Genomic DNA, 21,768 nt, shown 5'->3' on the forward strand with positions numbered 1-21,768 from the left:
GGGGCGTGGCATAGGCTGAATCCAGCAGTTCCCAGTATGACGACCCAGCTGCCAAGGAGAGGTGAAGATGCCCAAGCGACCCAACCCGGCGGTGAAAATCGCCCAAGAGACAGCCCATAACGCAGTCTTTGATCAGGAAGGCAACACCAAGCCCGGCGTCCATAATGTCCTGCTGAAGGCTGTCGAGGTCCAGCGCCCCTTGGTGCTGGCCAACCTGCGCAGGCTGCAGCGCAGACACCCCCATGACACCCCGGCCCAACTCGCAGCGAAACTGGAGCGCCACTACTTGCTCGCCATCTCCGGTGGAGGTGCAGCGGTGGGTGCAACGGCCGTCGTTCCCGGCATCGGAACTGCAGCGTCCCTGGGACTTTCCGCGCTCGCCACCGTGGGCTTCCTGGAGACTACCGCCCTCTATGCGTCGTCCTTGGCGGAGCTCCACGGAATCCGGCTTACTGATCCCGTACGTGCGCAAACCATGGTCATGGCCATCATGCTGGGCGAAGAAGGCACGTCCATGCTCGGGGCACTGAGTGGCCAATCGCTCGGCCGCGGAAAGGGCGTAACCAACGCTTGGGGCAGGACCCTCACCAAGAAGATTCCGGGAAGCGGCTTTGGCGTCATCCGCGACTCCATCCAGCGGGCCTTCCTCAAGAACCTTGTGAAGCGCCAGGGGACCGCGTTCCTGGGCCGTGCCCTGCCTTTCGGCGTGGGCGCTGTGGTGGGTGGTGCCGGCAACCTCATGATGGGCCGCGCCGTGGTCTCCACCGCCAAGGAAGCCTTCGGCCCCCTGCCCGATACCATCCCGGGTGAGTTGCTTCCCAATGCACCAAAGAATGGCGTCGCTCCCGAAGCGGCAGAAACCCTCACGCTGGAAGGCGGTAACAGTGGACCTGAACGCTGACCTCGGGGAGTCCTTCGGCTCCTGGACCATGGGTGATGATGCCTCGATGTTCCGCATCGTGAGCAGTGCCAACGTGGCCTGTGGCTTCCACGCCGGTGATCCTCTCACCATGTTGGACAGCTGCAGGGCGGCGTTTGAACTGGATGTCCGAGTAGGAGCGCACGTGGGCTACCGGGACTTGGCGGGCTTCGGCCGGCGTTCCCTGGACATGACCTTCGACGAACTCTTCGGCGACGTTTTGTATCAACTCGGCGCCCTCGATGGAATGGCCCACGCTGTGGGAGCGTCGGTGGATTACGTGAAGCCGCATGGCGCGCTCTACAACCGGATTGTCCGTGATGCCGAGCAGGCCGAAGCCGTGGTCGCGGCCGTCCACGCTTACGATCCCGGGCTGCCCGTGCTTGGCTTGCCGGGCTCCGAATGGCTGAAGCTCGCAGAAGAATCCGGTCATCCAGTATTCCGCGAGGCGTTCGTGGACCGTGCCTATCTTCCGGACGGCACACTTGTACCCCGTAGCCAGGACGGCGCAGTGCTGCATGACCCCGCTGCGGTGGTGGCTCAGGCCGTAAGGCTGGCAACGCGCAAGGAAATCCTCGCCATCGACGGAACTGTTGTCCCAGTAGTGGCTGATTCCTTGTGCATTCACGGAGACACGCCGGGGGCTGTCAATATGGTCGCTGCTGTCCGGGAAGGTCTTGAGCAGGCCGGTGTGCCGATTGAGGCGTTCGCATAGGGCTGATGCTGTGTAGGCAACGTTCTGCTGGTTCGTGAAGGAGGAGTCTGCCGGATGAGTGCACTGGTGGTGGTCCCCGGAACGCTGACGCTTGCCCTCAAGCCCGATCAAGCCCTTGACCGGAGGTCCCTGCACCTGGCGAACGCCTTGCTGGGAAATCCTGAACATGAGGCCGGACTCGAAGTGCTGGTGGGCGGACTGAGGCTCAGGTTCGTGACGGGATCGGCTGTCGCAGTCACAGGCGCCGAGGGTGTGGTGACGCTCAACGGTTCAGAATTTCCGCTGAACAAAGCTGTCAGGGTAGCTCCCGGAGCAGTGTTGGATTTCGGGCCGGCGTTGTTTGGGATCCGTTATTACGTAGGGGTCCAAGGTGGTGTGTCGGCGCCCAGCCAGGCGCTGTCGGCCGGTGAGTACGTGACGTTCGGAAAGCCACACGGCCAGGGTTTCCCTGAGGCCAACCACCCCGCCCGGCGGGCACTGGACCCCGAGCGACCGGTAGTTGCCAGGGTTTCGCGTGTGCCAGAGGGGCCGGATGACCCGCAGGCTCCGAATATCGACGCCGGCACGTGGCTTCGATTGACCACGGAACCGTGGACTCTCTCGCCGAAATTGGACCGCGTGGGTGCGCGATTGATGGGTCGGCCCCTTGAGGTTGTGCAAACGGCTCCAGCTGCCGAAACCCAAGCAGCCCATCCTCAACCGTTGGCCTTGGGCGCAGTGGTGCTGCCGCCGTCGGGCCTTCCCGTCATTGCGTTGGCCGGCCGTCCGGCAGCGGCCAAATCGCCGGTGATTGCTGTGGTGCGCGACGAAGACCTGGACCTGGTGGGCCAAGCACGGCCAGGGCAGATGGTGCACTTGCTCGGCTGAGAAAACGTGGTGTCGATTTTCTCGAGGCCGGCATTTCATGAGAAATCTCTGCCCCGCCGTTTTTCGGCGAGCCGTTGCACCTGCCACCCATGCACGTCGGCCAGCCACTCCAAAGGAGCGGACGGGCCAACCCTCGGATCCTCGGGCTCACGGTCATCTTGCAGCGCCTGCACGTAAGCGCGATCCAGGGCAATGCGTTCCCGCAACTGCCCGGCCAGACCCACCGAACCGTGGCCAGGGACGACGGCAACAACATCGCCGGCCACGGAATCGAAGAGCCGCAGCGCTTCAAGGTAGTCAGTGAGCGGATCCGCTGCCTCGAGGTCGAGGAACGGCATCAGGATGTCGGACAGCATGTCGCCGCCTACCAGGACGCCGGCCCCCTCGATCAGGAGCGCTGCGTGGCCAGGGGCGTGGGCTTGATGCTCCAGAATGCGGACGGTGGGTCCGTCCCATGGGACCTTGACAGTGTCAGCGGGCAGTCCGGAAATGAGGCCGAGCAGTTCCATGGGGATCTCATCGGCATGCTCCGGAGGCAGCCCCTCGGCTACCTGTTCTTTCCAGTCAGCGGCGGCCAGGACCGACTGGATGGAGGCCGCGCAGCGTGCCGTGCCGTAGCGGGGCGGGTTGCCGAAGTCAGGATGCCAGAGCACATGGTCCCAGTCGGGGTGTGTGGAGAAGCCGGCCAGGACAGGCTGGCCCAACCCGCGGAGGTCGTCCGCGATGGCGGCCATTTCGTTGACCGTAATGCCGGGATCGATCAGCAGGACACCGTCCCGGCCCTGCACCACCGTGCAGTTGCTCTGGATGAATTCGCTCTCGTGAACCAAAACGCCCTCGGCGACGTGCTTCAGCATGGAAGCGCCTCCCTCTAGAGCTTCTGTGCCAGCATGACCAGGATCCCGCTCGGCCCGCGGAGGTAGGTGAGCTTGTAGGCGTCACCGTACGTGGCAACGCCGCGCAGAGGATGGCATCCGTGCTTGGCAGCGATCTCCAGGGCATGATCGATGTCGTCCACCGAGAAAGCAACCCGGTGCATGCCGATCTCGTTGGGAAGGGTGGGGTTTGTTTCGATCGCGTCAGGGTGGAGGTACTCAAAAAGCTCCAGTTGGCCGTTGCCATCCGGAGTTTGGAGCACCGCTATTTTGGCGTGGTTGCCGTCCAGCCCTACGGCCGTATCGGCCCACTCGCCGCTGACCGTGTCACGGCCCAACACTGTGAGGCCGAGATCCGTGAAAAAGGCGATGGTTTCTTCAAGATCCCGGACCGCGATACCAACGTTTTCAAGTTTGATCGGCATGCGTTGAAGGTACCAAGGCCCACGGGATAGCTCCAGAGGGCTGTCGTCAACTAGCCGAACAGCAGGTGCGCCACCGTAAAGATCGCGAGCCCGGCCAGGGCGCCCACCACGGTGCCGTTGATGCGGATGTACTGGAGGTCCTTGCCCACCTGCAGTTCGATCTTCTGGGACGTTTCCTCGGCATCCCAACGCGCCACGGTGTCAGAGATGACGCCTGCGATGTCCGAGCGGTACGTGTTCACCAAGTAGCCCGCCGCGTCTCCGATCCAGGTGTTGACCTTGCCGGCCAGTTCGGCGTCGTTGACCAGCCGGGTACCGAAATCACGGACGGCGCCCTTGAAGCGCTGGCTCAGTTCACTGTGCGGATCGTCGACGGCGTTGAGCAACGCAGTCTTTACGGTTCCCCATGTGCGGGACGCCAGTTCGCGGACCTCGGGGTCGCCGAGGATCTGGGCTTTGATGGACTCTGCGCGCTCGATCATGGCGGGATCATGCTGAAGGTCCTGGGCCAGGTCCTTCAGGTAGGCATCGATCGACTGGCGCACCTGGTGGTTCTGGTCCGACTGAACAGCGCGGACAAATTTGGAGAGCTCCACGTACACCCTGTCGCCCACCAGGCCGTCCACGAAGGTGGGCACCCAGAGGGGCGAGCGATCCGATACCAGCCGGTTGACCGTGGCGTGGTTGGCATCCACCCAGTCGGCGGCGCGGTCGACCAACAAGTCAACCAGGGTGTGGTGATGGCCGTCGGCAAAGATCCGTTCAGCCATTCGGCCCACGGGCGGCCCCCACGGCGGGGTGAGCAGGTGCTTACGGACCATTCCCTCGATGACTGCCTGTACGTCGTCGTCGTTCAGGACTGTGAAGGCGCCACGGATGATCGCGCCGCCTTCCTTGGCCACGCGTTCGGCTCCTCCCGGCGCCGACAACCAGGTGCCGGCCTTGCGGGCAATGTCGATGCTGGCCAACTTGTCCTGCACTACCTCTTGGGAGAGGAAGTTGCTCTCCACGAAGTCACTGAGTGATTCGCCGATCTGGTCCTTGCGCCGCGGAATGATGGCCGTGTGGGGAATTTTCAGGCCCATGGGGTACTTGAAGAGCGCGGTCACCGCGAACCAGTCGGCCAACGCGCCCACCATGCCGCCTTCGGCTGCCGCGCGGACGTATTCCAGCCACGGATACTGCTTCTGGAATGCGAAGGCCACCGTGAAGATCACCGCCATGGCGATCAGCAGCGCCAGCGCCAACCGTTTCATGCGGAGCAGCGCGGCGGCCTTTTCCATGTCACCTGCTGAAAGGTCGACGGCGGCGCCCCGCCGTGCGCGAGCGGAACCGGCGCGAGCGGAGCCTGCGCTTGCGGAACCTGCGGAACCCGGCTGATGGGGCAGCGGGTTGGGGTTGGTGACGTCTTCAGTTGGGATTTGTTCAGAGTTCACCTGCATGAGCCCAGCGTAGCCCCCGCAGATGCACGGAGGTGGGCTACCGTGTCTGCATGACTAGCGACGACTTCGCCCCAGGCCGGCCCAAGGTCTACGCCCATCGCGGCGCGAGTGCAGCCTACGCCGAGCACACCAGGGCAGCCTATCTGCAGGCAATCGCCGACGGCGCCGACGGTGTGGAGTGCGATGTCCACCTGACGCGGGACCAGCACGTGGTGTTGCTGCACGACGCCAACCTGGACCGGACGTCCACCGGCACGGGTCCGGTTGCGGAGCACACCTTGGAGGAGCTCCGCTCCCTGGACTTCTCGTCGTGGAAGGGCGCACGCATTCCCGAGGCTTACGGGGGAGTGGCAGACCAGTTCCTGACCTTGCCGGAATTGCTGGACATCCTGCGCGGAGCCGGTCGCGAGATCGGTTTGGCGATTGAGCTCAAGCATCCCAGTCCATACCGCCTCAAGCTGGAGGACAGGGTGTTGGCCTTGCTGGAAGAGGAAGGCTGGACGCCGGAGGAATCCCGGCTGGAGAACATCCGGATCTCCTTCATGAGCTTCGATACCGACTCCGTCCAGCGTTTGCTGCAGAGCGTGCCAAAAGAGCACGTGTGCCAACTGGTGGACGACTTCACGGTGAAGGAGCTTCGGCAGGAACTCGGGCTGGGCTTCCTGACCGGCGGTGCGGTAGCCAACGTCATGCGTGCCACGCAGTTGGAAGCGGAACGTGTCCTGGACGCAGGCGAAGCATCTATTGCCGGACCGGGTATTGACTACATCAGGGAGCATGCGCGCAACGTGCAGCGCTGGTTGGAAGCCGGGCGAATATTCCGCGTGTGGACTGTGGATTCGGAAAAGGACGTGGCACTGTGCCAGGGACTTGGAATCCACGAGATCACCACCAACAAGCCGGCACAGGTCCTCAAGCAGTTGATGGTAACAAGCTGACTTTGGCGGCCACCCCGCTTGTGATTGAGTGGTCTCATGTCATTTCGCTGGTCAGCACAAGCAACCCGAACCACGTCCGCAGTAGCCTTGAGCGCACTGCTCCTGACCAGCGCCGCAAAGCACTTCCGCACGCCTAAGTTCTACTACCCGGTGGTGCCGGACTACCTATGCCGCAACGACGAGCCGGCCGGCCGCCCGAATGGACCGCTGGCAGTCATGTCCCGGGAGGAATGGGTTGCCTCGTCCGGACTGATCGAGGCGGCTGCCGCCGTCGGGCTTCTGATCCCAGCCACGCGAAAGGTTGCCGCGGACGCCACCACGGCGATGTTCGCTGCATTCCTTGCTGGGCATATAGATGCACTTCGCCGAGCCTATGGTCCCAACGGCACGGCAGCCGAGCGCCGCATCCATACTGTCCGCCTGCCCCTGCAGATTCCGCTGATCCTGTGGTCATGGAGCTTGCGGAAATGAGCGGCAGTGCTGCTCCCGTGAAGCTGAGGGAATCGCCGGCTTTCAAGGTCGCTGTGTCCCTGAGTATCGCCACGGGCCTCTATGGAGTGTCCTTTGGAGCCCTCTCCGTAGCGTCGGGTTTCGATTTCTGGCAGACCATGGTGTTGAGCCTTTTACTGTTCAGCGGCGGATCGCAGTTCGCCTTCATTGGTGTTGTGGCAGGCGGAGGCTCCGGGGTGGCGGCCATGACGGCCAGCGCCCTGTTGGGGTTACGCAACGGCATCTACGGCATGCAGATCAACGCGATGCTCCGTCCTGGCGGATGGAAACGTTATGCTTCGGCGCACATCACCATCGACGAATCGACGGCGACGGCGTCTGGCCAGTCCGATCCCGACGAGCAGCGCCGGGGGTTCTGGACTGCCGGAATCGGTATATTCATACTCTGGAATATCTTCACGGCCATCGGCGCCTTGGCAGGGGACGCAATGGGCGACCCCAAACAGTGGGGTTTGGACGGGGCCGCGGTCGCTGCTTTCCTGGCCCTCCTGTGGCCGCGGTTGAAAGGCCGTGAGCCCTGGGCCATCGCTGCTGCCTGCGCACTGGCGACCATCCTGGCCGTGCCCTTCGTTCCCTCGGGTGTTCCCATCCTGGTGGCGGCCGTAGTGGCAGGTGTCATCGGCTGGTTCAGCCACGCACGACTGGACGAGGGACTGGAGCCGGACGTGGATCCCTATGCGGAGAAACACCGGCACGGGAAGCCTGCGAACGGGGACACGCAGTGAACCTGTGGCTATGGATCCTGATCGCCTGTGCGCTGGCCTACCTCACCAAGCTGGTGGGCTACTTCGTCCCGGCCAAGCTGTTGGAGAGCCCCCGCATCATGCACGTGGCCGGCACCATGACCATTGGCCTGCTGGCCTCCTTGACGGTGGTCAACGCCGTTGCCTCCGGACAGGGACTGGTCCTTGATGCCCGCATCGGCGCCCTGGCAGCCGCCGCCGTCGCGCTGTGGCTTCGCGCACCGTTCCTGGTGGTGGTGATTTCGGGCGCCGCGGCCGCGGCACTCCTCAGGCTGCTCGGCTGGGGCTAGCGGTACTGCTGGCCATTGGGCTGCTGGACCGGCGGCTGCGGATAACCCTGCTGGACCGGCGGCTGCGGATAACCCTGCTGGAACGGCGGGGCATAGCCCTGCGGGTAGGCCACGAATTGCCGCCCGGCCGCCGGACCCAGGTAGGGAGCGGAGCCGTAGGAGAGCATCGGCACGAAGACCACAGGCAACAGGACCAATCCAACGGTGTAGCCGGCGTCCTTGCCGAATGACTTGGAGAGGTCGTGGAGGGCCACGATGCTGAAGTAGATTCCTGCGAACGGGATCAAGGTCAGCAAGAGCCAGTACCAGGGGCGCCCGGCGATTTCCATGAGCTTGATGCTGTTGTAGATCGGGACGAAAGCTGCCCACGCAGGGCGGCCTGCCTTGGTGAACATTCCCATGTAGAGCACACCAATGATCGCAAAGACCACTGCGAAGTAAATGACCATAAGCAGCATGACCAGGCCGGCTGCCGCGGCGGATTCTGAACCGTTGGATGAGTATGAGCTCAGGGGAATATTCATACGCCCGAGCCTAGTGCCACGCGGGCTGTCCCGCTATGGGCAGGACTCACCATCAAGCCGGTATGTTGCCGTTGACAGCCCGGCTAGGGAGCCTCGGTCAGGGTCACGCCTGGGATGCCGGACTGTTCCGGAAGCGGCCGGGACGGGCGCTCGGTCCGGATGGCGTCTTCGATCAAGGCCACCGGGCGCTTCCACGCCGCAGAGCCCGGTTCCATGGTGTCCACGGCGCCAATCAGCATGGCCACCAACCGGACCATGTCCTCGATGGTGATGTCGCGCCGCAGGGAACCCTGGCCTTGGCCCCGCTCAAGGAGTGTGGCCATGGAACCGATGATGCCGCGGGTAATGCCTATCAGGAGTCCGCGCCGGCCTGCGACAGCGTCAAGGAGGTTCGCGTCTTCGCTGGCTACCTGCATCACGGCATCGATGACGTTGATGAGGCCCTCAGCGGCGTCCATGCCGTCCAGCGCCGCCGCGGCGACGGGGTCTACGTGCTGGCGCAGCTGGCGTGACAGCGCGGCGAGGACCAGTTGCTCTTTGTCCGAGAAGTTGCGGAACAGTGTTGCGGGGCCAACTCCGGCGGTGGCGGCAATGGTCTGCAGTGGTACTTCGGGCCCGTGTTCCCGGAAGCATTGCCGGGCGGCGGTGATAATTTTGTCGACATTGCGTGCGGCGTCTGCCCTGAGGGGCTTGCGTTCAGAGGGCTGTTCCATGCTTGTCAGGGTAGCAACGGAGCGCCCGTGGCCCGTTGTTACGCGGGAGTAGCCCGTTATATGACAAACCAGTACGTGAAACACTGGATTTTATGTTGCTTGCTTTCTCAGTCGCCCCTTCGGGCCAGCCCGCATCCGCCGCCAACGGCGGACCCACCCCCGACGCTTCCGTGCACGACGCTGTCGCTGCCGCCGTCAAGATCGTCCGGGAATCCGGACTGCCCAACCAGACAGACTCCATGTTCACCACCATCGAAGGCAAATGGGACGAGGTCTTCGACGTCGTCAAGCGCGCCACCGAAGCTGTGGGCCGCTACGGCAGCCGCGTCTCCCTGGTGATCAAGGCCGACATCCGGCCCGGTTACAGCGGCGAACTGACCGGCAAGGTGGAGCGACTCGAAGAGGCGATCTCCGCCAGGGACTAGATCCTTCCCCAGCGCGGCCACCGGTGCCAGACTGGGCCCATGATTGAACATGTGGCCGAACCCGGTTGGGTCGACGTCGAGCGTTACCTGACTGACGTCGTCGTGCGACCTGATCCTGCCCACCAGCGGGCCCTGGCGTCCGCCGTCGAAGCCGGCATGCCGGCGATTGAAGTAGCCCCCAACGCCGGCAAGTTGCTCCGGATGCTGGTTCAGATGTCGGGGGCCAGGCGGGTCCTTGAGATCGGAACCTTGGCAGGTTTCAGCAGTATGTGGATGGCACAGGGACTGCCCGACGACGGGCGGCTGGTGACGTGCGAATTCCTCCAAAAGCACGCGGACGTGGCACGCACCAACCTTGATGCTGCCGGGGTGGGGCACAAAGTGGACATCCGGGTGGGTGCTGCCCTGGATACCCTTCCCACCCTGGCGGGGCAGGAATCGTTCGATTTTGTTTTCATCGACGCGGACAAGGAAAACGACTCCCATTACCTCGATTGGGCTATCCGGCTGGGGCGCCCGGGCACGGTCATCGTGGTGGACAACGTCATCTGGGACGGTGCCATCCTTGAGCCGGAAAGGGACGAGGTCAACGCGCCTGGCATCGTCAGGATGCTGGAGATGATGGGCCAGGATCCGCGCCTGGACGCCACTGCCATCCAGACGGTGGGCAGCAAGGGCTGGGACGGTTTCGCGATAGCGCGGGTGCGCTAGTGGATTTCACGCTTCGCCCCGCTCTGGTGGACGACGCCGAAGCGATGGCGCTCATGCATGTCCAGTCGTGGCGCGAAAGCTACGGGCACCTGTTGCCCCCGGTGTTTTTCGAGAAACAGGAAGCGGCGCTGCCCGACCGCATCCAGCGCTACCGGGACTACATCGCTGCGGGTCACTCCAGGATGCTGGCCCACGATCCCGACGGTCTCCTGGTAGGCATCGGCGCCGCAGGGCCGGGCAGGGATGAGGACAGTCCCAGCGGGCGGGAGCTTTTTATGCTCTACACCTTGGAACGCGTTCATGGCCGGGGGGTTGGCCAGGCATTAGTGGATGCCTTGATTGGCGATGGCCCGGCGTACCTCTGGGTCCTGGACCACAACCCGCGCGCCCAGGCCTTCTATCGGCGAAACGGCTTTGTTCCGGACGGCAAACGGCAACTGTGCGATCCCTCCTGGTATTCGCTGCCGGAACATCGCATGGTTCGTCCGGGGCTCTACTAAGTTCCCACCGCGCGAGCTGTTCCCACGGCACACTCCTGTGGATATGGTGATCACGGGCGGTATCGATGAAGACCGCCCGGTCCGATTCCCGGGAGGAAGCATGTCTATTCCAGAGCAGGATCCAAGCCAGCAGGAAGGCCCCGCTGACGGTGGCGCGGACGGCGTCCCCGGCACGCACGACGGCGGAGCCGATGGTGGTGCCGACGGCGGCGCAGACGGTGGTGCGGAAGGCCCCGCTGACGGTGGTGCCGACGGCGGCGCGGACGGTGGTGCGGAAGGCCCCGCTGACGGTGGTGCGGACGGCGTCCCCGGCACGCACGACGGCGGTGCTGACGGTGGTGCCGACGGCGGCGCCGGACAACAGGGCAGCTAGGTTTGAGCTCTACCAGCACTGATTTCCAGGACCCCGGCGCCGTGAAAGGCGGCGGGGTCCTGGAAACACGCCTGATCGACATCGGCCAGGAGGAATTTGCCAGTGACGTCTGGGGGCGAACCGCCCTGCTGACCCGTGGTGTCAGCGACTTCTCCGATGTGTTCTCAGCCGGCGCAGTGGACGAACTGGTTTCACGCCGCGGGCTGCGGACGCCTTTCCTGCGCGTCGCCAAGGGCGGCTCCACGCTTCCCGAGTCCTCCTACACTTCTCCGGCAGGGGTCGGCGCCACCATCTCCGACCAGCTTGATGACACCGCGCTGTGGCGTAAGTTCGCTGATGGTGCCACCCTCGTGCTGCAGGCGCTGCACCGCACGTGGGAGCCTGTGTCGGGTTTCAGCTCGCAGTTGAGCAGTGAACTCGGACATCCTGTGCAGGCCAACGCCTACATCACCCCGCCGCAGAACCGTGGCTTCGATGATCACTACGACGTCCACGACGTCTTCGTGCTGCAGATCGAGGGAACCAAGCGCTGGATCATCCATAAGCCGGTCCACGTGGACCCGCTGCGAAGCCAGCCTTGGACTGATCGCCGCTCCGCGGTCGAAGAGGCCGCTCAAGGCGCAGCGTACATCGACACGGTCCTCGAGCCGGGCGATGTCCTGTACCTGCCACGAGGCTGGCTGCACGCCGCCCAGGCACAGGGGAAAGTCTCCATCCATCTGACCTTGGGAATCCACACCTGGACCCGCCATGCGTTGGCCGAACATCTGGCACAGGCCGCACTTGCCGCGCTCTGTGACGATCCAGGGATGCGCCGGTCCTTGCCATTGGGCGTCGACGGACCTGAAGAGGAGATGGCTGCAGTCCGTGAACGTCTCGCGGCCGCTGTCCTTGAAGCCGATACGACGTCCCTTTTCCACCGTGCCCGAAGGGGGCAAGGGCGCCCGGCTCCCCTTGGTCCGGTGGCCCAACTCGCGGCCATTGACGGCCTCAGGCCAGAGTCGCTGGTTCGTCTTCGGGGGGCCCTGGAAGCACGGTTTGATGGCTCACGCCTCACCACCCGCGTCGGTTGGCTCGACTTCCCCGAGGAAGATCTGCCGTCCGTGCGGCGCCTGCTGGAGGGCGGGGAATACCCCGCGGCGGACATCGGCCTGGCACTCGCCGAGAGGTTGTTGCGCGCAGGAGTTCTTGTCCCCGTCGCACAATGACGTCCCCGGCAGCCGCAACGGGACGCTTCTTCTGCGCGGAAACTGCCCAGGCGCGCGGGGACTCGATGGCAGGCACGGCGTCACCCGGCCTCGTCTGGGTCCTCGTGGAGTACCGGGGCGCGTGGCCGCCCGACGGCTTTGACGCCCTGGATCTCGAGGCGGGGACCAAGGCGCTCGTCGTCTCTGCGGCGCGGACGGCGAATGCGCGGATTCTCCTGGTGCGGCGGCCCGGCCCTCGCCGCCGCCCGGGTCCGGGCAGATGGGCCGTTCTTCGCCATGAAAGCTCCGGCGCCTATCGACAGCACTGGGGAACGTGGGAGCGGGATGAGGACCTCGCGGGGATAGCCTCAGCCCTGGCATCTCCCGGAGAGCACGGTTTCCCGCCGGTCATCATGGTTTGCGCCCACGGTCAGCACGACCCCTGCTGCGCAGTATGGGGCCGCCCCGTGGGACGTGCACTCAGCGAGCGCTGGCCAGAGTTGGTGTGGGAGTGCTCCCATGTTGGCGGTGACAGGTTTGCGGCCAACGTGGTCATCGCCCCGGACGGCGTTTATTACGGAGGACTCGACGCCGGGTCCGCCGTGGCCACCGTTGAGGAGCACCTGGCCGCCCGTATCCACGCAGAGCATCTGCGCGGCTATACGGATCTCTTGCCGCCCCAGCAAGCCGCGGTGGTGGCAGTGCTGGGGCAGTTCGGTCCTGCCGGCCGGCAGGATTTTGTGGTCACTGAGACCTTGCGGGAGGGCGAGCACTGGCGCATCCGGATTACTGGCCGGCCGCCCCATCCGGCGAAAATCGAGGTGGAATTGCGGGCCAGCCGCGCACCGCAGAGGCAGCTGACCTGCCGGGCGCCGGCGGGGGGCTCGGTCATCGTCTATGAAACCCTTTCCATCCGCATAAACTGACCGTGCGGACCGCAGCCATCAACTGCCAGGGCTAGCGCGGTTCCGAATCGTCGGGCGGATCCATGTCCAGCGGTGAGTCGAGGAGGCCCGGCGGTTTGGGCACGCGGGCCAGCAGCAGGCAGACCACCGTCAACCACGCGACGGCCACGGTCAACACCTCCGCCCACACCGATGCTCCGAGTTCCATGTAGAGATCATATGGCCCCGGAGGCCATAAAGGTAAGTAGCCTTACCTTCGATGTGACCGTTCGGAGTAATGTGGCGCTCCACTAGGCTTGGAGCATGACTCAAGCAGGGCTGAAGTAGTGACGAAACGCGGTAAACCAAACAGGTCCCAGAGGTCGACGACGGGAGTCGTCGAGGTGCCTTCCGGCACCCGACCTGATGGTCCGGTCGCGGGCGTTTATTACATCGATACCGGCGACTGCGAGCTCATCCCGGACCAGGACAACTCCAATGGGTGGCTGCTGAAAATCAACGGTGTGATGAGCTCGCACATTGACCTCGCGGATCCTCTGTTCCTGGATTTTGAGTACATGCGCTGGATCGCTGCCTTGGTGGAGTCGCGTTGGCCGCCGGAGCAGAAACCGAAGCTGCGGGCCCTGCACCTCGGTGGGGGAGCCTGCTCCATGGCTCGTTATTTCCATGCCGCCTATCCGGAAGCCCGGCAGGTGGTGGTGGAACTGGACGGCAAGCTGGCCGACTATGTGCGCGGCTGGTTCGACCTTCCCAAGGCGCCCTTGTTGAGGCTCCGGGTTGGCGAAGCCCGGGCGGTTACTGAATCACTCACCCCGGACACCCGGGACCTCATCATCCGGGACGTCTTCGCCGGTGCCTTCACGCCCCGGGCGTTGACCACCCGCGAATTCACGGCGCATGCCGATGCGGTCCTGGCCCCCGACGGCCTGTACGTGGTCAACTCCGGGGACGCTCCTGACCTCAAGAATGCCCGGGCTGATGCTGCGACCATCGCGGATACGTTCGAGCACACCATGATCATCGCGGACCCGGCCATGCTCAAAGGGCGCCGATACGGCAACATGATCATGGCCGGCAGCCACGCACCCTTCGGTGATGACCCCACGCTGGCCCGCAAACTCCTGGGCGGAGGCGTCCCGGCGCACATCTGGGATGATGCGAAAGTGCGGTCCTTCGCGGCGGGAACCCCTGTGCGGCATGACCCTGCAGAGGTGCCTGCGAACGAACCCTCAGTTGCGGCTGAGTGAGCTGTTCCACGCCTCCCACAATGTGGCGTAACGGCCCCCGCCGGCCAGCAGTTCCTGGTGCGGGCCAGATTCGATAATCCGTCCCTGCTCCATCACCACAACGGTGTCCGCCGACGCTGCTTGTGATAAACGGTGTGCGATCACCACGGACGTCCGGCCCGCCAACGCGGCTTCGGCAGCCTGGTCCAGCATGGTGGCCGAGCCGGTTCCCGCCTCAGCAGTTGCTTCATCGAGGACCGCGATGGGCGGATCCTTGAGCATGAGCCGGGCTAGCGCCAGTTGCTGTGCTTGCTCCGGGGTGAGCTGGTGGCCGCCGGCGCCTACGGATGTTTCCAGTCCGTCGTCGAGCGTTTTCATCCACGTAGCCCCCACGGCGGCGAGGACGCGGGAGAGATCCGCGGGGGAAGCATCCGGTTTGGCAAGCCTGAGGTCTCCGGCCAGCGTTCCAGAGAAGACGTGAACTTCCTGGCTGACCATCGCGATCCTCGAGTGCAGGTCCGCGGGGGCTGCGGCGGCTGAGTTGAGCCCACCCACCCAGGCGGTCCCGCTGTCCGGGTGTTCCAGGCCCATGATGACCTTGGCCAGGGTGGTTTTTCCGGCTCCTGAGGTGCCAACGACCGCAACCCGCTCGCCTGGTCGTACTGTGAGCGAGACGCCGCGGAGGGCGGCCCGCTGGCCCGGGTAGGCGAAGGTGACGTTGTCCAGGACGATGCTGGAATCAGTGCCGCCAGAAAGGGCGGTTGGGGAGGTCTTGGCCGTGGACATGGTCAGCCCGAACATGCGCCCCAGGCCGGCAGCCGCTTTCTGGAGTTCATCAAACTGCCCCAGGACCAGCCCGATCGGATCGAACAGCCGGTAGAAGTACAGTGCCGCCGCGGTCGCCGCGCCGATAGTCACGATGCCCTCGGCGTGAAGCCAGAAGCCCACCACCAGCACCGCGGACAGGCCTACCAGTTCCGCAAGGTTGAGGCGGTTGTAGAACCGGGTCAGGTAGCTGACTCCCTTGAGCGCGTGGCCGATGTTCTCCTGGGAAGCAGCTGCCACCAGCTCCGCATGGCGCGACCCGAGGCCCAACGCCAGGATCGACGGCGAGCCATGGACGGTCTCGATGATCTGCTCGGTCCGATTGGCCTCGGTGATGCGGACGGTCCGGTAGATGGGTGCGGTCCGTTTGAGGAACCACCGCAGCGTGAGGACCTGCAGGGGTGCGGCGATGAGGGCCGCCACTGCAAAGCGCCAGTCGATGACCCCCAGGCCAAGCAACGTGACGGCGATAGTGAAGGCTGCGCTGGTGAACGCGGGCAGCACTCCGGAAATGGCTTCGCTGACAGCCTCGACATCGCCGGACACGCGGGCCACCACATCGCCGATGCCCGCCTTTTCGAGCTGTGCCAAGGGCTTCCGGACAGCCGCCGCAAAGACCTCCTCACGGAGTCCGGCGAGGGCTTCCTCGCAGATCCGGGCCAGCAGGTTCTGGCCGAGGATGCCCAGCAGGGCGCCGCATCCGCCCGCAACCAGCAAGCCGATGGCCAGCCACAGCAGGTTCATGACGTCTCCGCCGCCGGCCGCGATGTTGACCATGATGCCCAGGATCGCCGGCGCTGCCAGTCCACAGCCGGCCGCCGCCAGCAGAACGAACACGGTCAGGGCGAGCCGGCCGGGACGCTGTGCCAACAGGCGCCACATGGCCCGCCGGGTCTCGCGGGGTGTGGCGATGGGCAGGATGTCGGTGCTCATGAACCCACCACCTCGCGGTAGCCGGCCGACGTCGCGAGGAGTTCCCGGTGGGTCCCGGTTTCCGATGCGCCATCGGCACCTCCCACCACCACCCGGTGACAGACGGCCAACAGCGTGGGGCTGGTGGTGACCAGTACCAACGCCTTGTCCGGGAAGTTGCGGAGTCCCTCCGCGATCACAGCTTCGGTAGCGGTGTCGACGGCGGTGGTGGGGTCGTGCAGGACCAGCACCGGCTGGTGCTGGTGCAGCGAGCGGCCAAGAACCAACCGCTGCCGCTGCCCACCGGACAGGCTCTGGCCATGCCCGGTAAGAACGGTTTCGGTGCCTTCCGGCAGTTGGGAAATGAAGTCCTCGACGGCGGCAGCCGCCAGGGCCCGTTCTTGCAGCGGGGCATCGGCTGCTGCCACATTGTCGCGGACAGTGCCGCGGAAAAGGACACCTTCATGACTGTCGGCGAAGACTTTGGACCGGACATCCAAGGGGTCCAGGTCGGCGGCGTCGTGGCCGTCGATGGAGACTGCGCCGCGGGGAGCGGGGGTGCGGAAACCAAGCGTGTCCACCAATCGCCTGGCTTGCGAGCCGTCCGGCAGCACCACACCCACGATCTCCCCAGCGGACGCCGTGAAGGGCGGGAAGGCGCTGTTGTCCGGGCTGTCGCGTAGCTCGAGGAGCGGTGCCGGTTCCCGCGCAGGGGTGGGCCGTGCTGCTGACCCGGCTGCCGCCGTCGTGCGTTCTGCAGCGGCAAGGCGGTCCCCGTCACCAGGTGCGGGCACTGCATCCGGTTCCTCGAGCAGTACTGCGATGCGTGCCGCTGAGGCCCGTTTCCGGGCGAGTTCCACACTGAGGAAGCCCAGTGCGGCCATGGGTCCCTGGACATACTGGGCCACGCCGACAACCGCCACCAGCTGACCTACCGAGATGCTGCCTTGGACGGCGAACCACGCTGCAAAGAAGGCGATCCCGGCCAGGAACGCAGCGGAAAGGGCGGTGCTGGCGCCGTTATAGGCGGACCTGGCCCGGACAGCCCGCAGCCCGGCCAGCAGCGATGTCCGGCTGGCATCCTGGTATCGGGTGACGGCTGCTTCCTCTGCGCCGAGACCCTTGAGGGGGCGTGATCCGGTCACGAAGTCCGTGGCCAGCGCGCCGGCGCGGGCCGCTGAGGACTGTTCCACATCACTGCGGTCCTCCAACGGCTTGGTGAGGCGCTGCATCACCACCAGCATGACGGGCGTAGCCACCAGGACTGCGATACCCAAGGGGACCGAAATGAGCAGCAGTGTTACTGCGGAGGTCGCGACACCGGCCGCGGCAGCGAGGCCCCCACCGATGAGCCAGGACAGGCCGGCAACCCTGTCGGCGTCCGAGGAAGCGATCGCCACAATTTCGCCAGGTGCACGCCGGGCTGCCATGCCGCGTGGGTGAAGGGTGCGTTCCACAGCCAACTGCCGGAGGTCATGCGAACCGTAGAGGAAGGAGCGGTTGGTGGCCAGGGTGCCGATGCGCCAGGAAAGGGCGAGCACCACGAAGACGACGGCCAGGGCGCCAAGCCACCAGAGGAGGGCGCCGGCGTCGTGCGGTGCAATTGCCTTGTCAACGGCGGCGCCGATGGTGGCCGGAACCAGGGCCTCGCTGACTTGATGCAGAATAAAGCCGGCGCAACCCACCAGCAGCAACTTCCAGCGGCCATTGGCCAGCAGGGTGAACTTGAAAAGACGGGAAGCCGTCCACGGTGCTGGCGTGTTACGCCCGGGTGGGCAGGGCGGAATGGCGGAACTGGAGGGCATGATTACCATAGTAAGGCTCACCTAACTTCAAGAAGGCCAGATGACCCGCCAAGCTATATCGCAATCCGGACAGATCGTGCCACAGGCGACGGCAGGGGTGGAGGCGCAGCAGGTCAATGGCGTCTGCACGCAGTATTTTGAGTGCGCGACGCCCGCAACCTGGACTGAACACGTCCACACTACCCACGAGTTGCTGTGGGGTGCCCGCGGGGTCCTGACGGTGGAAGCCGACGGCGGCTTCTTCGCGGTACCGGCAACCCTGGGCCTCTGGATCCCTGCGGGTGTGGTCCATGCTGTGAAATCCACGCAGGGGACGGGGTTTTACTGCTCGCACATTGACGGCCAGGTAGTGCCCCATCTGGCCAACCGGACCGTGGCGGTGACGGTGCCGGCCGCAGCGCAGGAGCTGTTGCGCCACATGAGCGCGTTCGATATGGATGACTCCATCCGTGCACGCTCCGAGCAGGTGGTGGTGGGACTCTTGGACGTTGTGGATGCCCGACCGATGCTGCTGCCGATGCCCACGGACCCCCGGCTGGAGCTCATGGCCCGGGCGCTCCTGGATGATCCCGCCTTGGACCGTTCCTTGGAGGAGTGGAGCGTGAAGGTTGCCATTAGTGTCCGCAACCTTTCCCGCCTGTTCCACAAGGAAACCGGCATGACGTTTGCACAGTGGCGCATCCATGCCAGGGTGCGGGTTGCCTTGGGGCTGCTGGCTGCCGGCTACCCCGTTTCTTCGGTCAGTCGACGGGTGGGTTACAACAACCCCAGCGCCTTCGTTCAGGTGTTCCGAAAGGTGATGGGGCACACCCCGGGCTGGTATGTGGCCTCGCTTAAGGCCGGAAACCATCACTCTTTGGCCGGTTCCGAATAGATTCCAGCGGTTTCTCAGACCTGCTCATTGTTAGGGTAGGTATACCTAACTTAGGCAGCCGCTGCGAGAGCCCCTCAACGGGGCCGCGGCCGCCAACGGGAGCTCTCCGTCTCCCCTGAGAACCAAGAGGACCGCAGTGATTTCACGCTTCAAAACCATGTCTGCCGCCGTTGCGGCCACGGCATCCGCAGCTCTTCTCCTCAGCGGATGTGCCACTACCGATGCCAGCGCCAGCGCGAAATCGGAAACCCGCACCGTCACCAGTGAGGTCAAAGAGGTCAGTATTCCCGCGGAGCCCAAGAAGGCTCTGGGCATGTACACCACGGACCTCGATATGCTGATCACGCTGGGCATTCCGCTGGCCAGCCAGCAGCCCATCCGCGACAGCGGGTACACAGGCTTCCCGTACTTCTTCGATCAGGAAGCACTCAAGGGCATCACGCCCTTCACCAACTACCCGGAGTTCAACTTCGAGGCCATCCTCAAGGCCCAGCCGGACGTCATCCTGAGTGGCCTGGGCTACGACAAGGAGCTCGACGGCAAGCTCTCCGACATCGCTCCCACCTACACGTTCAACGGCTTCGACGGCAGCGACTGGCGCACCAAGTTCAAGACCGTAGCCGAGGCCTTCGACAAGACGGAGCAGTACCAGGCGTGGATGGACAAGTACCAGTCAAAGGTGGAGGACATCAAGACGCGTCTGGCCGCCGCAGGCAAGAGCGACCTGGTGATTGGCCCCGTGGATTACTACGAGGACCAGGTGTCGGTCAGCTGCTACGGAACGCCGTGCCTGGTCATCAAGGACCTGGGCCTGAAAGTATCCCCGCTCGCCGACGGTGAAGGCTCCAAACTGAGTGCCGAGCAGTTGGAAAAGCTCAACGGCATCGATGCCATCATCACCACCGAGGTTCCCGAGAAGGACGGCGCCAACCCGGATGCCTTCGCCCCGCTGGCCAACAACAAGCTGTGGACCTCGCTGCCTTTCGTGGCCAACAAGCAGATCCACACATACGGCCTCGAAATGATCTACGGCTCCCCAAGCGGCCAGTACGCACTGCTGGAGAAGTTCGAAAAGGCCCTCCTGTCATGATGGGCATCTACCGTGCCGAAGTCCTCGCCACCCGCCGTTTGACGCCTGGAATGGTGCGGATTACCTTCGGCGGCTCCGGCTTGGACGGCTTCGACACCACGGGCGTCGGCGACGAATACCTCCGGGTTTTCCTTCCCGATCCCGGCACGCACGAGGCCCGGCTGCCCATCTCCACCGGGGACTCCTGGGACTGGGCGCCGGACGTTGAACCGTCCGCGATGCGGACCTACACAGTCCGCGCTGTGGACCCGGCCGCCGGAACGGTGGACATTGACTTCGTCGTTCACGACGGCGGATTGGCAGCTTCGTGGGCACAGCGCGCCCAGGTGGGTGACGTCGTCGGGCTTAATTCGCCTACCGGACTGTACGAACCCCCGGCGGACCTTCAGTGGCAGATCCTGCTGGCCGACGCTACCGGCCTGCCGGCCGTCGCACGGTTGGTGGAGCAGACGCCGCCGGGTGTTCGCACGCGCGTCCTGATCGAGGTAGAGGAGCCTTCGCATCAACAGGAGCTGAACCTGGGCGCTGGAACCGAGGTCGCTTGGATCTACGGCGGCAACGGCCACAGCCAGTCCCGGCTGGACGAGGTCCTGCGCTCCATGGAGCTGCCCGGTGGCGTCGGCTACATCTGGGTGGCCGGTGAAACCAAGGTGCTGCGCGGGATCCGCAAGTACCTTCGGCATGACAAGAAGCTGACGCCCGAGTCCTACAAGCTGATCGGCTACTGGACGGACAAAAGCGAGGCCTGGGAAGAGCGTTGGGAAAACCTTGACGCCGAAACCCGCCGCTGGTTCGACGATCTTTGGTCCAGCGAGAAGCGCGATCGCGAGGAAATCGTGGACCTACAGGACGCCAAGTTCGAATTGTTGGGCCTCTGAGTGGCGTCCGGAACCATGGCGCCGCGATCTGTTGCAGCTGAAGCGCAGGACGTCGCGCCGGTTTCTGCCAAGGGGACCCGCCCAGCGGGCCTGGTGGCGATAAACCGGTACCGGCTGCTGGGACTGCTCGCAGCGATTGGCGCGTTGGTGCTGGTGCTGTGGCTGAGCCTGGTGGTGGGCTCCAAGGACGTGGACATGGGCAATCTCTGGCCCGCCATCACCGCTTACAACGGCACTCCGGAGCATGTGATCATCCACGACCTCCGCCTGCCCCGCACAGTCACCGGTGTGGTGGTGGGCGTGGCCCTCGGCCTGTCCGGGGCGCTGATCCAGGCCTTGCCGCGCAACCCGTTGGCAGACCCCGGCATCCTGGGTGTCAACGCGGGTGCGGGCTTCTTCGTAGTCCTCGGGGTTGCGCTGTTTGGCGTGACCAGCATCCACGAGTACATCTGGTTCTCTTTCGCCGGTGCCGTGGTTGCCACCGTAGCTGTGTACTTTATCGGTTCGCGGGGGAGGGGCGGGGCAACACCGCTCCGCCTCACCCTGGCCGGCGTTGCCCTGGGAGCAGTCCTGGGCGGAATTTCGTCAGGGATCACTCTGTTGCGGCCCGCCGTGTTCGACAGCATGCGCAGTTGGAGCGCCGGGACGTTGAGCAACCGTACGTGGGAAATCTTCACCACCGTGGCGCCGTTCATCCTGGTCGGGACGCTCATAGCACTCGCCCTTGCGCGGCCCCTCAACGCCGTGGCCATGGGCGACGACACAGCCAAGTCCCTCGGCGCCAACATCATCCGCACCAGAGTTTGGACCATCGTTTCGGTCACCCTGCTCTGCGGTGCAGCAACGGCCGCCGCAGGACCCATCGGCTTCGTGGGTCTCATGATCCCGCATGTTGCCCGGTGGATCGTCGGGCCGGATCAGCGCTGGATTCTGGCCTACACCCTGGTGCTTTCGCCCGTGCTGCTACTCGTCTCTGACATCGCAGGCAGGCTGGTGCTCCGCCCCGGCGAAATGCAGGTGGGCATCATTACCGCCTTCATTGGTGCACCCGCCCTCATTTGGCTCATCCGACGCCGGAAAGTGAGCACCCTGTGAC

At 64.8% G+C, this 21,768-nt stretch carries 26 protein-coding genes; 18 read left to right on the forward strand and 8 right to left on the reverse strand.

Translation table 11 applies throughout. The annotated features are described in order from the left end of the window. The first annotated feature begins 67 nt into the window (after positions 1 to 67). The 3 genes from AYX22_RS02445 to AYX22_RS02455 are packed head-to-tail and all read left to right on the forward strand — an operon-like array spanning position 68 to position 2,501. Entirely contained in the window at positions 68 to 901 is an 834-nt protein-coding gene (locus tag AYX22_RS02445; RefSeq protein WP_207595973.1) for a hypothetical protein, read from the forward strand. Continuing rightward, positions 885 to 1,634 (forward strand): 5-oxoprolinase subunit PxpA, encoded by a 750-nt coding sequence (locus AYX22_RS02450; RefSeq protein WP_207595974.1) that lies wholly within the window; start codon positions 885 to 887, stop codon positions 1,632 to 1,634. The genes AYX22_RS02445 and AYX22_RS02450 overlap by 17 nt, the downstream gene beginning before the upstream one ends. Positions 1,635 to 1,688: 54 nt before the next feature. Next, positions 1,689 to 2,501, forward strand: a complete 813-nt coding sequence (locus AYX22_RS02455; protein WP_207595975.1) for a biotin-dependent carboxyltransferase family protein — start codon at positions 1,689 to 1,691, stop codon at positions 2,499 to 2,501. A gap of 35 nt (positions 2,502 to 2,536) precedes the next feature. On the opposite strand, the gene AYX22_RS02460 is transcribed toward AYX22_RS02455, so the two are convergent. Genes AYX22_RS02460 through AYX22_RS02470 form a run of 3 tightly spaced genes read right to left on the reverse strand, consistent with a single transcriptional unit; the run spans position 2,537 to position 5,243 of the window. Further along, entirely contained in the window at positions 2,537 to 3,358 is an 822-nt protein-coding gene (locus tag AYX22_RS02460) for an MBL fold metallo-hydrolase (protein WP_207595976.1), read from the reverse strand. A gap of 14 nt (positions 3,359 to 3,372) precedes the next feature. Then, the gene (locus tag AYX22_RS02465; protein ID WP_207595977.1) at positions 3,373 to 3,801 is read right to left on the reverse strand and encodes a VOC family protein; all 429 of its coding nucleotides are present in this window, start codon (positions 3,799 to 3,801) and stop codon (positions 3,373 to 3,375) included. A gap of 50 nt (positions 3,802 to 3,851) precedes the next feature. Next, on the reverse strand, positions 3,852 to 5,243 hold the full coding sequence (locus AYX22_RS02470) for a DUF445 domain-containing protein (protein WP_207595978.1): 1,392 nt from the start codon (positions 5,241 to 5,243) through the stop codon (positions 3,852 to 3,854). 50 nt (positions 5,244 to 5,293) lie between these two features. On the opposite strand from AYX22_RS02470, the gene AYX22_RS02475 reads away from it, so the two are divergent. The 4 genes from AYX22_RS02475 to AYX22_RS02490 are packed head-to-tail and all read left to right on the forward strand — an operon-like array spanning position 5,294 to position 7,724. Beyond that, positions 5,294 to 6,181 carry a glycerophosphodiester phosphodiesterase family protein gene (locus AYX22_RS02475; RefSeq protein ID WP_207595979.1) on the forward strand — a complete coding sequence of 296 codons (888 nt, stop codon included), beginning with the start codon at positions 5,294 to 5,296 and terminating at the stop codon, positions 6,179 to 6,181. Between the two features lie 36 nt (positions 6,182 to 6,217). After that, on the forward strand, positions 6,218 to 6,652 hold the full coding sequence (locus tag AYX22_RS02480) for a hypothetical protein (protein ID WP_207595980.1): 435 nt from the start codon (positions 6,218 to 6,220) through the stop codon (positions 6,650 to 6,652). Beyond that, positions 6,649 to 7,416 (forward strand): AzlC family ABC transporter permease, encoded by a 768-nt coding sequence (locus AYX22_RS02485; RefSeq protein ID WP_207595981.1) that lies wholly within the window; start codon positions 6,649 to 6,651, stop codon positions 7,414 to 7,416. Before AYX22_RS02480 ends, AYX22_RS02485 begins: the two co-directional genes overlap by 4 nt. After that, positions 7,413 to 7,724, forward strand: a complete 312-nt coding sequence (locus AYX22_RS02490; RefSeq protein ID WP_089593385.1) for an AzlD domain-containing protein — start codon at positions 7,413 to 7,415, stop codon at positions 7,722 to 7,724. The genes AYX22_RS02485 and AYX22_RS02490 overlap by 4 nt, the downstream gene beginning before the upstream one ends. Here AYX22_RS02490 and AYX22_RS02495 read toward each other — a convergent pair. Next, entirely contained in the window at positions 7,721 to 8,248 is a 528-nt protein-coding gene (locus AYX22_RS02495; RefSeq protein WP_207595982.1) for a DUF5684 domain-containing protein, read from the reverse strand. The genes AYX22_RS02490 and AYX22_RS02495 overlap by 4 nt on opposite strands. Positions 8,249 to 8,331: 83 nt before the next feature. Next, positions 8,332 to 8,961 (reverse strand): TetR/AcrR family transcriptional regulator, encoded by a 630-nt coding sequence (locus AYX22_RS02500; RefSeq protein WP_207595983.1) that lies wholly within the window; start codon positions 8,959 to 8,961, stop codon positions 8,332 to 8,334. Positions 8,962 to 9,053: 92 nt separating this feature from the next. On the opposite strand from AYX22_RS02500, the gene AYX22_RS02505 reads away from it, so the two are divergent. The 6 genes from AYX22_RS02505 to AYX22_RS02530 all read left to right on the forward strand — a co-directional run bounded on the left by AYX22_RS02505 (position 9,054) and on the right by AYX22_RS02530 (position 13,083). Next, entirely contained in the window at positions 9,054 to 9,386 is a 333-nt protein-coding gene (locus AYX22_RS02505; protein WP_207595984.1) for a thiamine-binding protein, read from the forward strand. Between the two features lie 39 nt (positions 9,387 to 9,425). Then, entirely contained in the window at positions 9,426 to 10,097 is a 672-nt protein-coding gene (locus AYX22_RS02510) for an O-methyltransferase (RefSeq protein ID WP_207595985.1), read from the forward strand. Next, entirely contained in the window at positions 10,097 to 10,597 is a 501-nt protein-coding gene (locus tag AYX22_RS02515) for a GNAT family N-acetyltransferase (protein ID WP_207595986.1), read from the forward strand. Before AYX22_RS02510 ends, AYX22_RS02515 begins: the two co-directional genes overlap by 1 nt. 100 nt (positions 10,598 to 10,697) lie before the next feature. Then, a complete protein-coding gene (locus AYX22_RS02520) occupies positions 10,698 to 10,970 on the forward strand; it encodes a BatC protein (protein ID WP_207595987.1) in 273 nt (90 codons plus the stop codon). Between the two features lie 2 nt (positions 10,971 to 10,972). Beyond that, complete coding sequence (locus tag AYX22_RS02525) at positions 10,973 to 12,178, forward strand: cupin domain-containing protein (RefSeq protein WP_242703491.1); 1,206 nt, start codon at positions 10,973 to 10,975, stop codon at positions 12,176 to 12,178. Then, positions 12,175 to 13,083 carry a sucrase ferredoxin gene (locus AYX22_RS02530; protein ID WP_347565779.1) on the forward strand — a complete coding sequence of 303 codons (909 nt, stop codon included), beginning with the start codon at positions 12,175 to 12,177 and terminating at the stop codon, positions 13,081 to 13,083. The genes AYX22_RS02525 and AYX22_RS02530 overlap by 4 nt, the downstream gene beginning before the upstream one ends. Positions 13,084 to 13,114: 31 nt before the next feature. Here the strand turns inward: AYX22_RS02530 and AYX22_RS02535 are convergent, their stop codons facing one another. Continuing rightward, the gene (locus AYX22_RS02535; RefSeq protein ID WP_207595988.1) at positions 13,115 to 13,270 is read right to left on the reverse strand and encodes a hypothetical protein; all 156 of its coding nucleotides are present in this window, start codon (positions 13,268 to 13,270) and stop codon (positions 13,115 to 13,117) included. Between the two features lie 175 nt (positions 13,271 to 13,445). Here AYX22_RS02535 and AYX22_RS02540 point away from each other — a divergent pair, with 175 nt between their 5' ends. Continuing rightward, positions 13,446 to 14,309 carry a fused MFS/spermidine synthase gene (locus tag AYX22_RS02540; RefSeq protein WP_242703492.1) on the forward strand — a complete coding sequence of 288 codons (864 nt, stop codon included), beginning with the start codon at positions 13,446 to 13,448 and terminating at the stop codon, positions 14,307 to 14,309. Here the strand turns inward: AYX22_RS02540 and AYX22_RS02545 are convergent. Next, entirely contained in the window at positions 14,292 to 16,046 is a 1,755-nt protein-coding gene (locus tag AYX22_RS02545; RefSeq protein WP_207595990.1) for an ABC transporter ATP-binding protein, read from the reverse strand. The genes AYX22_RS02540 and AYX22_RS02545 overlap by 18 nt on opposite strands. Beyond that, positions 16,043 to 17,830, reverse strand: coding sequence for an ABC transporter ATP-binding protein (locus AYX22_RS02550; RefSeq protein WP_242703493.1), 1,788 nt, complete (start codon positions 17,828 to 17,830; stop codon positions 16,043 to 16,045). Before AYX22_RS02550 ends, AYX22_RS02545 begins: the two co-directional genes overlap by 4 nt. A gap of 40 nt (positions 17,831 to 17,870) precedes the next feature. Between AYX22_RS02550 and AYX22_RS02555 the strand changes: the two genes are divergently transcribed. From AYX22_RS02555 to AYX22_RS02570, 4 genes are all read left to right on the forward strand, one after another. Next, the gene (locus AYX22_RS02555) at positions 17,871 to 18,704 is read left to right on the forward strand and encodes an AraC family transcriptional regulator (RefSeq protein WP_242703494.1); all 834 of its coding nucleotides are present in this window, start codon (positions 17,871 to 17,873) and stop codon (positions 18,702 to 18,704) included. Between the two features lie 136 nt (positions 18,705 to 18,840). After that, on the forward strand, positions 18,841 to 19,794 hold the full coding sequence (locus AYX22_RS02560) for an ABC transporter substrate-binding protein (RefSeq protein ID WP_242703495.1): 954 nt from the start codon (positions 18,841 to 18,843) through the stop codon (positions 19,792 to 19,794). Continuing rightward, positions 19,791 to 20,672: a siderophore-interacting protein gene (locus AYX22_RS02565; RefSeq protein ID WP_207595992.1), complete on the forward strand. Its 882-nt coding sequence runs from the start codon at positions 19,791 to 19,793 to the stop codon at positions 20,670 to 20,672. The genes AYX22_RS02560 and AYX22_RS02565 overlap by 4 nt, the downstream gene beginning before the upstream one ends. Further along, complete coding sequence (locus AYX22_RS02570; protein WP_207595993.1) at positions 20,673 to 21,767, forward strand: iron chelate uptake ABC transporter family permease subunit; 1,095 nt, start codon at positions 20,673 to 20,675, stop codon at positions 21,765 to 21,767. The last annotated feature ends 1 nt before the right edge of the window (position 21,768 follow it).

Origin of the sequence: Arthrobacter sp. D5-1, from assembly GCF_017357425.1 — a bacterium.
GTDB lineage: Bacteria > Actinomycetota > Actinomycetes > Actinomycetales > Micrococcaceae > Arthrobacter.